17 protein-coding genes are annotated in these 16,364 nt (G+C 32.7%); 2 read left to right on the plus strand and 15 right to left on the minus strand.

Annotated elements, in window-relative coordinates; all coding sequences use genetic code 11:
- The 12 genes from BU038_RS06605 to coaBC all read right to left on the minus strand — a co-directional run.
- Positions 1–897, minus strand: an 897-nt coding sequence (locus tag BU038_RS06605) for a glycosyltransferase family 4 protein (RefSeq protein WP_107605357.1), incomplete at its 3' end; no start/stop codon positions are given.
- A gap of 18 nt (positions 898–915) precedes the next feature.
- Positions 916–2,190, minus strand: coding sequence for a nucleotide sugar dehydrogenase (locus BU038_RS06610; RefSeq protein WP_107605358.1), 1,275 nt, complete (start codon positions 2,188–2,190; stop codon positions 916–918).
- Positions 2,191–2,244: 54 nt separating this feature from the next.
- The gene (locus BU038_RS06615; protein WP_425385748.1) at positions 2,245–3,384 is read right to left on the minus strand and encodes a DegT/DnrJ/EryC1/StrS family aminotransferase; all 1,140 of its coding nucleotides are present in this window, start codon (positions 3,382–3,384) and stop codon (positions 2,245–2,247) included.
- 2 nt (positions 3,385–3,386) lie between these two features.
- Positions 3,387–4,007, minus strand: a complete 621-nt coding sequence (locus tag BU038_RS06620; RefSeq protein WP_107605360.1) for an acetyltransferase — start codon at positions 4,005–4,007, stop codon at positions 3,387–3,389.
- On the minus strand, positions 4,004–4,600 hold the full coding sequence (locus tag BU038_RS06625) for a sugar transferase (RefSeq protein WP_107605361.1): 597 nt from the start codon (positions 4,598–4,600) through the stop codon (positions 4,004–4,006). The genes BU038_RS06620 and BU038_RS06625 overlap by 4 nt, the downstream gene beginning before the upstream one ends.
- Positions 4,601–4,638: 38 nt before the next feature.
- Entirely contained in the window at positions 4,639–5,403 is a 765-nt protein-coding gene (locus tag BU038_RS06630) for a tyrosine-protein phosphatase (RefSeq protein ID WP_107605362.1), read from the minus strand.
- Positions 5,403–6,059, minus strand: a complete 657-nt coding sequence (locus BU038_RS06635) for a polysaccharide biosynthesis tyrosine autokinase (protein ID WP_107605363.1) — start codon at positions 6,057–6,059, stop codon at positions 5,403–5,405. Before BU038_RS06635 ends, BU038_RS06630 begins: the two co-directional genes overlap by 1 nt.
- Before the next feature lie 52 nt (positions 6,060–6,111).
- Positions 6,112–6,780, minus strand: coding sequence for a Wzz/FepE/Etk N-terminal domain-containing protein (locus tag BU038_RS06640; protein ID WP_107605364.1), 669 nt, complete (start codon positions 6,778–6,780; stop codon positions 6,112–6,114).
- A 241-nt stretch (positions 6,781–7,021) separates the two neighbouring features.
- Positions 7,022–7,339 (minus strand): hypothetical protein, encoded by a 318-nt coding sequence (locus tag BU038_RS06645; protein WP_023015733.1) that lies wholly within the window; start codon positions 7,337–7,339, stop codon positions 7,022–7,024.
- A 176-nt stretch (positions 7,340–7,515) separates the two neighbouring features.
- A complete protein-coding gene (locus BU038_RS06650) occupies positions 7,516–8,148 on the minus strand; it encodes an NAD(P)-dependent oxidoreductase (protein WP_107605365.1) in 633 nt (210 codons plus the stop codon).
- Positions 8,149–8,516: 368 nt separating this feature from the next.
- On the minus strand, positions 8,517–10,925 hold the full coding sequence (gene priA / locus BU038_RS06655) for a primosomal protein N' (RefSeq protein WP_107605366.1): 2,409 nt from the start codon (positions 10,923–10,925) through the stop codon (positions 8,517–8,519).
- Positions 10,925–12,136, minus strand: a complete 1,212-nt coding sequence (coaBC, locus tag BU038_RS06660; RefSeq protein ID WP_107605367.1) for a bifunctional phosphopantothenoylcysteine decarboxylase/phosphopantothenate--cysteine ligase CoaBC — start codon at positions 12,134–12,136, stop codon at positions 10,925–10,927. Before coaBC ends, priA begins: the two co-directional genes overlap by 1 nt.
- Before the next feature lie 216 nt (positions 12,137–12,352).
- On the opposite strand from coaBC, the gene BU038_RS06665 reads away from it, so the two are divergent.
- A complete protein-coding gene (locus BU038_RS06665) occupies positions 12,353–12,670 on the plus strand; it encodes a thioredoxin family protein (protein ID WP_107605368.1) in 318 nt (105 codons plus the stop codon).
- Between the two features lie 66 nt (positions 12,671–12,736).
- Here BU038_RS06665 and rpoZ read toward each other — a convergent pair whose 3' ends face one another.
- Together rpoZ and gmk are read right to left on the minus strand one after the other, a co-directional pair.
- Positions 12,737–12,967, minus strand: a complete 231-nt coding sequence (rpoZ, locus tag BU038_RS06670) for a DNA-directed RNA polymerase subunit omega (protein ID WP_002480630.1) — start codon at positions 12,965–12,967, stop codon at positions 12,737–12,739.
- Entirely contained in the window at positions 12,967–13,590 is a 624-nt protein-coding gene (gene gmk / locus BU038_RS06675) for a guanylate kinase (protein WP_107605369.1), read from the minus strand. Before gmk ends, rpoZ begins: the two co-directional genes overlap by 1 nt.
- Positions 13,591–13,759: 169 nt before the next feature.
- On the opposite strand from gmk, the gene BU038_RS06680 reads away from it, so the two are divergent.
- On the plus strand, positions 13,760–15,478 hold the full coding sequence (locus BU038_RS06680) for an Rqc2 family fibronectin-binding protein (protein WP_107605370.1): 1,719 nt from the start codon (positions 13,760–13,762) through the stop codon (positions 15,476–15,478).
- Between the two features lie 52 nt (positions 15,479–15,530).
- On the opposite strand, the gene BU038_RS06685 is transcribed toward BU038_RS06680, so the two are convergent.
- Positions 15,531–16,295, minus strand: a complete 765-nt coding sequence (locus BU038_RS06685) for a tyrosine-protein phosphatase (RefSeq protein WP_107605371.1) — start codon at positions 16,293–16,295, stop codon at positions 15,531–15,533.
- Positions 16,296–16,364 lie beyond the last annotated feature (69 nt).

Here is a 16,364-nt window from a genome sequence, read left to right on the forward strand (position 1 = left end):
ATATATAACTGGTAAATTTTGTGTCAGTGCTTCTAGGTATACTAAGCCAAAAGTTTCTGTAAAAGAAACCATTATAAACATGTGCATATCTTTCATAATTTCTACAATGTTATTTTTGTCTTTTTTACCAAGAAAATGCATATTAGGATAACTTTTTAAATTCTGGTAATATTTTGAATCAACCACATCACCAACAATATAAACATTTACATTTCTCCCTAAGTATTTAGAAGTAAGGTTTTCAGCTAGAAATTCCAAATTCTTATTTTTCATAATCCTACAAACACAAATAACATTTATATCTTCATTAATATGTTTAGTTTGATTACTAGAATGCTTCAACCAAAAATCATTAATACCATTAGGAATAACATGTGATTTTTCATAAATTTCGTTTTTTATTTTTTTATTGCCAAACAGCAACTCTATTGTATTTTTCTTATAGGACTCTGATAAAAATATTATCTTGCTGGCATTTTCTAATATTTTTCTTCCTAAAGGTAATAGGTGTTTGTAAAATTTCATATAAAAATTTATATCAGTGTTTCTCACTGTCACAATATATGGCTTGCCTGTTTTTAACGCTTGATAACCATCTGAAAATAATGTGTGTGCGTGCACAACATCATAATCATTTAGGTTTAAGTTTAATTTGTGAACCCAATTCAATATTTTCTTTTGCTTTTTAAAATAAAAGAAACGATCAATTGGTTTTAAAAATTGTTTTTCAAACACATTTGTGTTTGTTTCAATCAACTTGTCACTAACATTTGATTCATCATTAATTTTCCTCGGCATAATAACATCATTTCTAACACCTTGTTGTTCCAATTGATTAAACATTTCGCTATATAAAGGTGAATGTAAGTAATTGCTATTAAAATGCAAAATTTCCATAACATCTAACCTTTCTTTTTAAATAGACCAGTAAGTAACATTATCATTTCCATATTTCTTAAATCTATTTTTCAAATCAACAATTATAGAAGAGTCTTTTTTCAATAATTCCAAGAAACTTGTATCTTCAATATTTTTGAAAACATCATGATTCACAGCATATAGTAAAACGTCAACGTTTCCTTTAAAGTCATTCATATCTACAATATCTGCTTCAATTTCATCAATAAAGCTATTGATATAAGGATCGAAAACTTTTGGTTTTATTCCAAATTCATTTAAAGACTTAATCATTTCTAACACTTTAGAGTTTCTGAAGTCAGGTGTATTTTCTTTAAAGGTTAAACCAGCAATTAAAACTGTTGCATCTGATGATTTACCTTTTTTCATCAACTCTTTTATTATATTGTTAACAACAAATGCGGGCATCGCATTATTAATCTTTCTTCCTGCTGTAATTATTTGAGAGTGGTAACCAAGATTCTCCGCTCTATAAATAAAGTAATATGGATCTACACCTATACAATGACCACCCACTAAACCAGGATAGAAGCCTAGTGCATTCCATTTTGTATTCATAGCCTCTATCACTTCATGTGTATTAATTCCCATCAAATTAAAAACTTGCGATAGTTCATTCATAAATGCAATATTAATATCTCTTTGGCTATTTTCAACTACTTTTGCACTTTCTGCTACTTTGATATTTGAAGCTTTGTGAATGCCTGCCTTGATAACTTTCCCATATATATCTGCAATCACATCTAGTGATTCTTCATCAATACCTGATACAATTTTTATTATGTTTTCAACTGTATTTTTCTTATCTCCAGGATTTATTCTTTCTGGAGAGTAGCCCACTTTAAAATCATTAATTACTTTCAATCCAGATATTTTTTCTAATAATGGTGCACAAACTTCTTCAGTAACACCAGGATAAACTGTAGATTCGTATACTACATAATCATTATTTTTCAAGTATTTACCTACTAGTTTAGTAGCGCTTTCAATTGGTGCTAAATTTGGTGTATTATCTTGTTTAATAGGTGTAGGTACAGTAATTATAAAAAATTCAGCATCCTCTAAATCATCCTCATCAGAAGTAAATTTTAATGATGTATTCTTTAATACTTCTTCTCCCACCTCTCCAGTTGGATCAATGTTATTATTGTATTTATTTATTTTGTTTTCATCAATGTCAAAACCAATTACTTCAAAATGTTTTGCAAAAGCTATAGCTAGCGGCATTCCAACGTATCCCATACCAATTACTGCGATTTTTTTCTCTTTCATCTTTATCCCTCATTTTTTATATTTATATTCCTGAAATTTTAGCCACTATAAAAATCATTTTAAAAGTGACTTAACTCTTTCAATCACGTCACTTACTTCTTCATTTGTCAAATTTGAACCAGATGGTAGACAAACACCTTCTTCAAATAGTTTCTTAGCATTATCTGCTTCATCACAAACAAAATCATATGCTTCATACAACGGTTGAAGATGCATAGGTTTCCATACTGCTCTTGCTTCAATATTTTCTACATTCAATTCTTTAATTAACTCAGCAGCACTAATATTAATTTTGTTAGGGTCAATTGTCATTGCTGTTAACCAACGATTAGACTTGCTGTCTGGTAATTCAGGTTGGAAATCAATACCATCAATTTCACTTAATGCATCATAATACATATCGAAAATATCACGGCGACGATTCACACGGTCATTAATAACTTCCATTTGTCCACGACCAATACCTGCAGAAATATTGCTTAATCTATAATTGAAACCTAACTCACTATGTTGATAGTAAGGTGCTTTATCTTTGGCTTGTGTTGCTAAGAATAAGGCATGTTCAATATATTCTTTATGGTTAGAAAGCAACATACCGCCACCGCTTGTCGTAATAATTTTATTTCCATTAAATGAAAAGATACTTAAATCTCCAAAACTACCACTCATTTTCCCGTGATAAGTTGATCCTAGAGATTCTGCTGAATCTTCAATTAAAGTGACGTTATAGCGTTTACAGATTTCTGAAATTTTCTCAAAGTCTGCTGTTTGTCCGTATAAATTAACAACTAATACTGCTTTAGGTAAAGCACCTTTTTCTTCATATGCTTTAAATGCTTTCTCTAAAGCTGTCGGTGACATATTCCATGATTCCATTTCTGAATCAATAAATACCGGTGTTGCATCTTGGTATAAAATTGGATTGGAAGTTGCGCAGAATGTTAATGATGAACAAAAGACTATGTCGCCTTTTGAAACACCTGCTTCAATTAATGCTAGATGAATCGCAGATGTACCACTTGCTGTAGCTAGTGCATAATCGACACCTACATAATCCTTCATATCATTTTCAAATTCCGTTACGTTCTCTCCTAATGGTGCAATCCAATTATCATTAAAAGCTTTTTCTATGTACTGGGTTTCTGTCCCACCCATATGCGGTGTTGATAAAAATATTCTCTCTCTCATTATCATCATTACTCCTTAATAACTTTTGCGGGTGATCCTACTACCGTTACATTGTCCCTTACATCAGAAATTACAGTAGAACCTGCGCCTACCATAACATGCGCTCCAATTTTCAAATTCGGAATCACTGTCGCATTTGCTCCTACTTGCGTGCTTTCACCAACTGACACATTACCAGTTAATACTGCTCCTGGAGAAATATGTGTATAGTCTTTAATTACACAGTCATGTTCAACCACAGAGCCAGTATTTATAATGGCATGTTGTCCTATTACTGTTTCAGCATTAACAATGGCACCGGGCATAACGACGGTACCATTACCAATTTCTGCAGTTTTACTAATAATTGCTCGCGGATGAATAAGTGCTGGAAATCTTTCACTGAGCACATTAATCTTATCAAAGATTTTATTTCTAATTTTATTATTCCCTATTGCAATAACAAAATAGTAATTTTCTTGATAAAGTTGAATATTTCTAAGATTATCGAAAATCAAATCTTTTTCTTTATACATTTTTTCAATATTGTCATCCAAATATCCGCTAACTTTATAGTCGCCTTCAGCTTCAATTACATCTCTGACAACCTTAGCGTGTCCGCCATTACCAATAATTAATATTGACTTCATTGTGGTGAACCTCGGAATTTTTCCATTGTTACATGATCTTTAGCACTTACATCTTTGCGATTTAAAACATTGATAAATGTTTTATATAAAATATACATATCTAACTTGAATGATTGATTTTCAACATACCAAACATCCAACTTAAATTTAGCTTCCCATGAAATCGCATTTCTCCCATTGACTTGTGCCCAGCCGGTAATACCAGGTTTCACCAAGTGACGTTTCATTTGTTCTTCTGAGTATAATGGCAAGTATTCCATTAATAACGGACGTGGACCTACCAAACTTAAATCGCCTTTTAGGACATTAATTAATTGTGGTAATTCATCAATACTAGTTTTTCGAATAAAACTACCAACTTTTGTCATTCTTTGTTCATCCGGCAACAATTCACCTTGATCGTCTCGTGCATCAGTCATTGTTCTGAATTTATAAATATAAAAAGGTTCTCCATTTAAACCTGGTCTTTGTTGTTTAAATAACACTGGTCGACCCATACTTTTGGCAATGGCAACAGATGCACCGAGTAAAATTGGAGCACTCACTAAGAAAACTGAACTTCCTACCGCTAAATCAATTGCTCTTTTCAACATCCCTATCACCTTTCCTATATGAATAAAAATTTAAAGTATCAAAAAATCCCAAGGATTTTCTTTTTTTTATACTCAATAGGTCTTCTTTGAGTAATTTTTTCATCATTAACTAGGTGTTTGTTATTCTCAAACATTTCCTTAATTTCTTCTTCATATTTGCTAAGTTTGGAAATTGAAAATAGCTTCTCAGCTTTAAACGGTCTGAATTTTACATCGTGTGCATCGGAAGCAATGAAATGAACTAGATTATGTTCAATCATTCTCATTGAAATTTTTTGAATATTTTTTCCCATATCACCTGCAAAAGAAGAAGCAGTTAATTGACAAAGCACTCCGATGTTAACTAACCCATATAATATGTTAACGTCTTGAGCAATTTTTTTGTTTCTTTCTGGATGCACAATAACTGGAATGTATCCTCTAGTTTGAATTTCATAAATTATGTTTTGAAGAAAGTTTGGTACATTATTAGATGGAAGTTCAAGCAATAAATATTTCGAATAATTAACTCCTTTAATATTCCCATTATCCAAATCAGTTAGTAATTCATCCGTCACCCTAATTTCTTGGCCGGGCAGAATTTTAATTCCTAACTTTCTAATTTCTTCATGTTCATTCAAAGAATCGACATATTTCGCTACATCATCAAATTTATTATTATATTTATAATGTAAATGATGTGGTGTTGCCACTATCTCGTTGATACCTTCTTCAGAAGCTTGTTTCAATAAACTAATCATTTCATCTTCATTTTTTGGACCATCGTCAACGTTATATATAATATGATTGTGAATATCTATCATTATGATTCTTCTCCATAATACGCATAGTAACTTGAATTTTTTTCATGTTCTGTTTTATTTAAAACAACGCCTAAAACTTTAGCTCCAGTATTTTCAATCAATTCTTTACTTTTTAAAATTGACTTACGATCATTATTTTTTACATTTATTACTAATGCAGCATATCCACTAATTTCTGAGAAAAGTTGTGCATCTGTAACAGTATTTACAGGAGGTGTATCGATAATTATAAAGTCATATATTTCTTTTAATTCCTCTAAATGATTTTGAAACTGTATTGAACCAATTAGCTCAGACGGGTTGGGCGGAATTGGTCCAGAAGTCAATAAATCTAAGTTCTCGATTTCTGTTTTAGTAATCGCTTTCTCAAAATATGATTTACTAATTATTAAATTAGATAATCCATCAATATTGCTAGTATTGAACATATAATGTTGAGTAGGTTTTCTCATATCTCCATCGATAAGTAATGTTTTATAACCGGCTTGTGCATATGTAACTGCTATATTTGCAGAAACCAAAGATTTTCCAACGCCAGGTTTTTCAGATGTTATTACTAAAGTTTTAACATCATCATTTGCAGTAGAAAACATTATATTTGTACGTATTCCTCTAAATTTTTCACTAATAACAGACTTTGGATCATAGTGAGTCATTAATGGATTGTTAATGGCTTTGTTCTTTTTTTCATCTGTGAATTCTCCTTTATCATTTTTTATTAAACTCAGGAATTGAACCTAAAACTGGTAAATCCAATAATTCTTCAACTTCGTCTTCGCTTTTGATTCTTTTATCAAAAATAGCAATTAATATTATGATAATCACAGCGAAAATTAGTCCTAGTACTATACTGATAAATGCATTCGTAATAGGTTTAGGAGCGACTTTTTTTGCATCTTCTGCTTTAGATAAAGTAGACACATTATCAATACTCATGATTTTACTAGCATCATCACTAAAAACTTTAGAAATTGTATTAGCAACTTTTGTGGCGTCACCTTTTTTATTGCTTTCTACAGTAATGCTCATGATTTGAGAATCAGCTTTATTGTTTACGCTTAACATACTAGATAATTCTTTTTCTGAATATTTACCATTTAAATCTTTAGAAACTTCATCTAAGATTCTCGGACTTTTAATAATTTCTGAGTAAGTTTTAACAAGTTGAATGTTAGATTGAACTTGTTGTGCCATCATTTCATTGTTTGAGTGTTTCTGATTAACCAATACTTGAGTAGTTGCAGAATACTTGGGTTGTATAACAAAAAAGCTTAACAATAAACTTACAACTAAAAATATTAATGGAATAATCAACAGCAATTTAACGTTTTTCTTTAGTGCGGTAAATATCTTACCAATTTCAATTGTTTTTTCCATAGTAACCTCCATTGTATGTATAGTACATATTAATTAACGTATATTTTACATTATATAGGATAACATGACGCTTTTGAAACAAATTTTAAATATTTTTACAATCAAAATCACATTGTAATATTTTTTAATATAACCTACAAAATTATAACAATTGTTGAGAGCTACAAACATCGTTTATTACGGGGCGTTGTTTACTACATAAAAAAAGCACCTACCAAGATTTCTTAGTAGATGCTTTAAACTATTGTAAAATAATAAAGAAAACAATAACAAATATACTTACAATGAACCTTACACTTTGTGCTAAAAAGATAATTTTCCCGAAAGTTCTCTTTTGATAGATACCTATACCTACTTGAATCATCGCAAAACCAATAATTAAAAGAATTAAAGCAGGTATGAAATTAGCAATCAATGCTCCGATATCTAACAATAAACTTCCTACTATCAAGAGGATCATGGTAATTTTAGGTGTTTTCGGATTACGTGCTAACATTAATATCGCTGATAAAAATGTAAAAACTGAAAAAGCTATAATAAACGTTTTGAGCAGAATCATAAAATCACTCCTTGATTCCTTATTATACATGATAATTATAATTACTATATCATAAAAGAAGTTATTAACTTACAGTTTCTCATATAAGATAAGTACACGTGTCTTTCAGTAAAATAAAACCTCTTTAAAAGCACTGATAGTTAAAGTGCTTTTAAAGAGGTTAATTGTCTTATTAGTTAGCCAGAAACAACTGTAATCCCTTGATTTGGATATTGATCATTTTCAGCTTCATCTATAAATGCGTTACTGAAATCACTGTATGATACATAAGATTTATTTTTTGAGTTATAAATAATTGTGTCAGTGCCCAGTTTATAATCGTTGGTTTCTGGACCATTGAAATCAAACATACTTGCTGGACTTACAAATGTCCAGTCTTTTAGTTTGTCTTGTGCTGCTAAAATATCATAAGCTTCAGCCATTTTTATGGCAGATTCTTTAACAGCTTCTGGGATATTTGGATTATCCGCCACTCTTGTTGTTTTACTTTCATCTATATACAATCTACCTGTTCCACCTACAAACATCAGTTTCACATCTATACCATCTAGTATATCAATAAGATGCTTAGTCATTTGAATATACAACTCTTCTTTCCCTATTGGTGCGCCAAATGCGACGAATACTGCATCAAAATCTTTTAAATCATCTCGAGTAATATCTAAAATATCTTGTTCTACATACGGTACATCAAATTGTAATTTATTATGATTTCTGACAAACGCAGTGACTTCATGATTTCTCTCTAATGCCTTTTCAGTTAAGATTGTTCCTTGTTTACCTGTTGCGCTAATGATTGCTATTTTCATCGTTTCATCATCCCTTTTGAAAATTAATTATAGCTTTGATATTTACTTATTTTTCTTAGTTTTGTCCTTTTAAACAAAATTCTATAATCGTATATCTATAAGAAACTCATAAGCTAACAAGCATTTATAATTTAATTTATTTTACACTACTCTTTTTGTAGTGCGCAACAATAAAGAACTTTTCAAAAGTATTGTGTCTTTTCGTAATAACGAGTGAATATAAAAAGATAAGTGATGATCCAAAAGCATGAAGTGCTTTCTAAATCATCACTTATTCATAAATTCCGCCCCCAAAATGCCCCCAAATCTTAAATCAGAATGCTTGAAAAATTTGAAGTCACTGATGTTAAACCGTTTCTACGTTTTTATTACATCATTACATATGGATTTATATCTATCTTTAATGAAAGCTTATCCTTTTGATAGCGTTCATGATAGTAATCATCTAAATATTGAAGGGCTTTGTGTAATTCTGGTTCACTTTTGTATTTGACTAGCACTTGGAAACGAAATTCTCTATTAATTCTAGCGATAGCAGCTGGTGATGGTCCTAAAATCAAAGCACGATCCGTTAGGTGTTGTAATAATATTTTATGAACATGTGCAGCTGCTTGCATTACTTCTTTCATATTTTGATGTGAAATCGTAAAGTTAATCAAGAAATAGTAAGGTGGATATTTACCGATTTGTCTGTATTTCATTTCTTTATGATAGAAAGACAAATAATCATTAAGCTGTACATCTTGTATTGCGTAATGATCAGGATTATAAGTTTGAATGATTACCTTACCTTCTTTTTCATGACGTCCTGCACGACCCGCTACTTGAGTCAACAATTGGAAAGTTCGTTCACTAGAACGAAAATCTGGTAAGTTCAACATAGTATCAGCGTTTAATACGCCGACGAGTGTGATATTTGGAAAATCCAACCCTTTCGCAATCATTTGAGTACCAAGCAAAATATCGCCTTTACCTTCTCCGAAGTCATTCAATAACTTCTCATGTGCGCCTTTTCGTGATGTTGTATCTGCGTCCATACGAATAATCTTCGCATTTTCAAACTCACGATTTAACAGTTCTTCTACACGTTGTGTACCAGTTCCCATTTGACGAATGTGTTCACTTTCGCAGTTTGGACATTTATTAGGCGGTGTTTCTTCATAGCCACAATAATGACATTTCAATTTATCGCTAGATTTATGGTAAGTCAACGAAATATCACAGTTCGGACATTGCGGAACATGTCCACAGTCCCGACATAAGATGAATGAAGAATAACCACGTTGGTTTAAGAACAGTACAATCTGTTCATTACGAGATAAACGATCTTGAATAGCTTCTCTTAAGTCTGTTGAAAACATTGAACGATTACCATTTGCTAATTCTTCACGCATATCGACTATATCAATTTCAGGTAACGGTTGATTATTCACGCGATCAGGTAAGCTTAATAAATGGTATACTCCCTTTTCAGCACGTGCATATGATTCAAGACTTGGTGTAGCACTACCTAAAATCAATGGACATTGATGATATTTTGCGCGCCATAACGCAATCTCTTTCGCATGATAACGCGGATAATCTTCTTGTTTGTAAGTTGCTTCATGTTCTTCATCAATAATAATCATGCCTAAATTTTTAAAGGGCGCGAAAACACTCGAACGCGCACCAACGCTTACACGTGCACGACCATCACGTATTTTCTGCCATTCATCATAACGTTCACCTTTTGAAAGTCCTGAATGTAATACAGCGACTTCATCACCAAATCTACGTTTAAAACGTAAAACCATTTGCGGAGTCAAAGCGATTTCTGGTACTAACATCATAGCTTGTTGTCCTTTTTCTAGAACAACGTCAATTGTTTGAAGGTAGACTTCAGTTTTACCTGATCCTGTTACCCCATGTAATAAGAAAGTTTCTTGTTTCTCTTCATCAATAACTTTTTTAATCTCGTCATATGCGATTTGTTGTCCAGGTGTCAGTTGTCTTTTTTCTTCTTGTTCAAATACTCTTGACGCATAAGGATCACGTTCTACTATCGCATCATACTTCTCTACAAAACCATTACGTTCCAATGTTTTAGCACTTGATGGAGATAAGCCCACTTCTTCAAGTTCTTTTAAAGGAACATCTCTATTTTGAGCATCGAGTAAATAAGCATAAACATCATATTGTTTAGGATGTCGTTCTAACATCGCTAAAACTTCATCTGGTTGATGGTCTTCTGTTATTCGAATCGCACGTTGTGTCTTTTTCTTTGTATTCTGAGACAGTAACGTTTCTTCTCTGACGATACCTTCTTCTAATAAAGGAACTAAATATTTTAAATCACCATTTTGTTGGGCAGCTTTATAAGCATAATGCCCTTCTTTATTAAAACGTTTTAAAATGTCTTCTGGTATTGATTCATCTTCTACAATTTCAAACACTTTGGTATATCTTGCTTTAATAGCACTTGGCAACATAGCTTCTAAAATAGAAATACGCTTTGTGACATGATATTTACCATACCAAGCACTTAAATCAACTAATTCAGGTGTCAGTTCTGGCTTGATATCTTGAATTTCTTGGATTTCTTTTAGTTTAGATAAATCTAATTCTGGATCTGGTTCCTCAGCTATTTCCATAACATACCCTTGAATGGTTCTGTACCCAAAGGGTACAACGACCCGTACACCAACCTGAATGATGGGTACGAGTCGCTCTGGAATTTTATAATCAAAGGTAAAGTCTACGTTTTTAGCTGGGACATCTACAATCACCTTTGCGTACATTATTTCCACCTACGTTCTAATTCTTCTAAAATTCTTCCAGCAAGTTGCTGTTTCTTACCTTTCTCTATATTAACTGCTTCGTCATTTCTGAAATATAATGTGACTTCATTATCATCAGAACTGAAACCGATTGATGTGTCTCCTACGTTATTCGCAATTATCACATCTGCATTCTTTTTCTCTAATTTCGCTTTAGCATATTTTTCAATATCTTGTGTTTCAGCTGCAAAGCCAATTAATTTTTGGTGTGTCTTATGTTCACCTAAATATTTCAATATATCTTTTGTTCGTGTAAATGAAATCGTTAAATCGCCATCTTGTTTTTTCATTTTGTGTTCAAGTTTTTCAGCTGGTTTGTAATCTGAAACTGCAGCCGTTTTAAAGACAAAGTCTTGAGTATCAAAACGTTCAACTACTGCGTTAAACATATCTTCTGCACTTGTTACAGGTACAAAATCCACATTATCTGGCGGCGTTAAGCTTGTAGGGCCGCTCACTAAAGTTACTTTAGCACCTCTCTTTTGTAATGCATCAGCAAGTGCATAACCCATTTTCCCAGATGCTCTATTAGACACAAAACGTACAGGATCAATAACTTCGACAGTTGGTCCAGCTGTAACTAAAGCATGTTTACCATAGAACCAATCATTTTCATTTATGACTGATTGGTTATTCTTTTGTTCCATTGTTTGACGCACGAATGCCATGATATCCAATGGTTCCATCATACGTCCTTTCGCTACATAACCGCAGGCTAAAAAGCCTTCGCCAGGTTCAGCGAAATGATATCCATCTTCAGTCAATACCTGCATGTTCGCTTGCACTCTTGGATTCTCATACATATGCACATTCATTGCAGGTGCCACAAATTTAGGAACAGTAGTCGCTAATAAAGTTGAAGTAATCATATCGTCAGCGATACCGTTTGCTAATTTACCGAGGATATTGGCAGTGGCTGGCGCAATAATCACTGCATCTGCCCAATCTCCTAACGCAATATGTTGAATTTCTGCTGGATTCTCTTCTTTAAATGTACTTGTGTATACAGGATTACGACTGATTGCTTGGAAAGCAAGCGGTGTCACAAACTCTTGTGCATGTTCAGTCAGCATTACACGTACGTCATACCCTGCTTGTGTTAATTTACTTGTTAAATCAATCGCTTTATAAGCTGCAATACCACCTGATACTGCTAATAAAATATTCTTCATCGCAATCTTTGCCTCCAAGTTTATTCTCTCTTTATGTATACGGCTAAATATTAAAAAATGAGTCCAATAAAAGTGGCCTCACAATTCCTCAATCATTTTATATTTTAACACTACAGGTCAAAAAAGTCCTTAGCTTTGCAAAGCAATAAAGTTGATTCTTCATCACTATCCGCGTAAGATAGCTTTCGATACAGACAATAGAAAGAAGGTTTGAAGATGGAGACTTTAAAGCAATATGATGATATTACACAGCGTATTGAAACTGAAAATAAATTTTTATTATATGTCATGGCAAATGGTTGCTCAGTCTGCCATGCAGACCAACCTAGAGTAGAAAAATTAGTAGACCAATTAGAAATACCTGCAGCACAAATTATTGTAAATGATATTCCTGAAGCTGCTGGCCAACTCTCACTCTTTACTGCACCTGTCGTCATTCTTTTTAATAATGGCAGAGAATTTCACAGACAAGCTCGCATTATAGATTTTGATCAGTTAGAACGTTCTATGGAACAATTAAAAATGTCTTATTAAGCAAAACAACCTTTAAAGTAGCTTTTACTTTAAAGGTTGTTTTAATTTATATTATTACTTTTAAACTCAGTCTTTTGTTTCGAATTCACTTTCGTTTAATTCTGGTTCGATTGGAGTGATTTTGCCGTCGGCAATCTCTTCTAGAGCTTCTCCAACTGTTTTAACTGAGTGATATTTTTCTAATAACGCAGTGTCTTTTTTATCATATAATTCACGTGCACGTTTGGCTGCCACTGTTGCGATTAAATATTTTGATTTTACTTTTGAAGTTAATTGATTAAGCGGTGGGTATAACATTATTTTTTGGCCTCCAATATCATTTTTCTATACTTTGCTTCTATACGTTCGCGTTTTAAATGTTCGGCTGCAACGATTGCTTGAATGCGTTCTTTCGCAAGTTCTACTTCATCGTTTACCACAACGTAGTCATAAAGATTCATCATTTCCACTTCTTTACGTGCTTCTTTCACACGACTTTGAATCTTTTCATCTGTTTCTGTACCGCGGCCGACTAAACGCTCTCTTAAGTGGTCTAAACTTGGCGGTGCTAGGAAGATAAATAATGCATCAGGGAATTTCTTGCGTACTTGTTTCGCACCTTCAACTTCGATTTCTAAGAAGACATCATAACCTTCATCCATAGTGTCTTTCACATACTGTACAGGTGTACCGTAGTAGTTACCTACATATTCTGCATACTCAATAAATTGATCTTGTGCGATAAGTTGCTCAAACTCTCGTTTTGTCTTGAAAAAATAATCAACGCCATCTTGTTCACCTTCACGCATTTCACGTGTTGTCATTGAAATTGAATATTTGTATGATGTTTTCGGATCATCAAATATTTCTTTGCGGACAGTACCTTTTCCGACTCCAGATGGACCTGATAAGACAATTAGTAAACCTTTTTCATTATCCATGCCTTACGACCTCTCTAAGCTATTGTTGTATTATATAATGATACCATATTCTAAATAAAATTGTATAGATGCCAATAGATAAAATCTTAATTTGGAAGTTTATCATATACACATGGTACAATAATAAGAACGTAGTACAAGAACGAAAATAAAAAGGTAGCTGATAATTATGGCATTTGATGGCCTATTCACAAAGAAAATGGTAGAAGAACTGTCCTTTCTTGAAGGTGGACGTATTCATAAAATCAACCAACCTGATAACGATACAATTATAATGGTCATTCGTCAGAATCGTAAAAACCATTCCTTATTGTTATCGATTCATTCTAATTTCTCACGAATGCATATTACGAAAAAGAAATATGATAACCCATTTGAACCACCCATGTTTAACCGTGTCTTTCGTAAACACTTAGATGGTGGGATTATACAAGCAATTCGTCAAATTGATAATGACCGTCGTATCGAAATCGATGTTCAAAGTACAGATGAACTCGGTGATAAAATCTATCGTACCGTTATTTTAGAAATTATGGGTAAACACAGCAACTTAATTCTTGTTGATGATAATCGCAAGATTATCGAAGGTTTCAAGCATTTAACACCTAACACAAATCAATATCGTACTGTGATGCCCGGTTTCCAATATGAAGCACCACCCACACAAAATAAAATCAATCCGTATGAAGTTTCAGGTCAAGACGTATTAAGATATATTGACTTCAACCAAGGAAATATTGCGAGACAACTCTTACAAACATTCGAAGGTTTCAGTCCATTAATTACGAAAGAAATAACAGAACGTCGTCAATTTATGACAACCGAAACATTGCCTGCGGCATTTGATGAAGTCATGGAAGAAACTAAACTTAAACCTGTACCGATTTTCCATAAAAATCATGAAACAGGTAAAGAAGATTATTACTTCATGCGTTTAAAACAGTTTGATGATGACAGCGTTACTTACGAGTCACTTGATGAATTACTAGATCGTTTCTATGATGCGCGTGGTGAACGTGAGCGTGTCAAACAACGTGCAAACGATTTAGTTCGTTTTGTCCAACAACAACTTCAAAAGAACCGTAATAAACTCGTTAAATTAAACGCTGAGTATGAAGGTACACAGTCAAAAGAAGATATGCAGTTATATGGTGAACTCATCACCGCAAACATTTATCGCATTAAACAAGGCGATGAAACATTAACTACAGAAAATTACTATACTGGTGAAGAAGTAACAATTAAGTTAGATCCGACAAAATCACCTTCACTAAATGCTCAATATTACTATAAGCAATATAACCGTTTAAAAACGCGTGAACATGAACTTGAACATCAAATACAACTCACAGAAGAAAATATTGCCTACTTTGAATCTATAGAACAACAGTTATCTCATATTACCGTAGAAGATATCGATGAAATTCGTGAAGAACTTGCAGAACAAGGCTTTATGAAACAACGTCAAAATCGTAAGAAAAAGAAACAACCGCAAATGCAACTACAAACTTATCTTTCTACAGATGGCGCAACTATTTATGTAGGTAAAAATAACAAACAAAACGATTATCTAACGAATAAGAAAGCACGTAAGCATCATTTATGGTTCCATACAAAAGATATTCCTGGTTCTCACGTTGTCATCTTTGAAGATGAACCTAGCGAAAAGACAATAGAAGAAGCTGCTATGTTAGCAGCCTACTTCTCTAAAGCAGGAAACTCTGGGCAAATTCCAGTAGATTATACAGATATCAAAAATGTACACAAACCTTCTGGTGCGAAGCCTGGCTTTGTAACGTACGATAATCAAAAAACGTTATACGCCACACCAGATTATGATCACATCCAATCGATGAAAAGCGATTCGGAAAAAGTTAAATTAAAATAGTTAATATACTTTAAAAGCACTCGAGGACAAAATTGTCTTCGAGTGCTTTATTTTAAAATATCCAATCTCTAATCTTTTGACTATCAGGAACTAGCGGTTCATGTTTATCAATTTTCCTATTTTCAATAATTGCTTCAGCATTCCCAATCAACTTCATCATAACTTCATGTATATTCAATAATATGCGTTCCTCAAACAAAGATTTCATAACGAAAGGTCTTGCTTCAAAGTCATGTGCATCAGATGCGATAAAATGTGCTAGATTACATTTCATAACCTCTATCGATACATCTTGTATGTCTTTACCAAAATGCCCTATTAATGATGTTGAAGTAATTTGACTTAACGCTCCTTGTTGAACCAAGTCATATAATATACGCATATCTTTCAACAATGCGATATTCCGTTCAGGGTGTGCAATAATCGGAATAAAACCTAATTCCTGTATATCTTTAAACATTTGATACGTATAACTAGGAATGTCATTTGGAGGAAACTCAATTAATATGTAACTAGAGTTATTTAATCCCCTTACTTTTCCAGATTTAATGTCTTCTATTAAATGCTGATGAATTCTTACCTCTTGCCCTGGATAAATTTGAATCCCTAAACCTTTAAACTCTTTTAATTTACATAATCTTTTTATTTTTAACTTTACTTTCTCAAAAGAATTATCATATTGATTAGTATAATGTGGCGTCGCAATAATTCCTGTTATATTTTCACTTTTAGCTTGCTGTAATAAATGGATAGCCGCTTCTTCATCTCTTGGTCCATCATCTGCATCAATTAATATATGATTATGCATATCTATCATGGGTATCACTCCAAAATTCAGACTACCAATCTATCTTTCTAAATGGTGCTAATTCGTACTTGTTAATAA

It is taken from the genome of Staphylococcus simulans, from assembly GCF_003043455.1.
GTDB lineage: Bacteria > Bacillota > Bacilli > Staphylococcales > Staphylococcaceae > Staphylococcus > Staphylococcus simulans_A.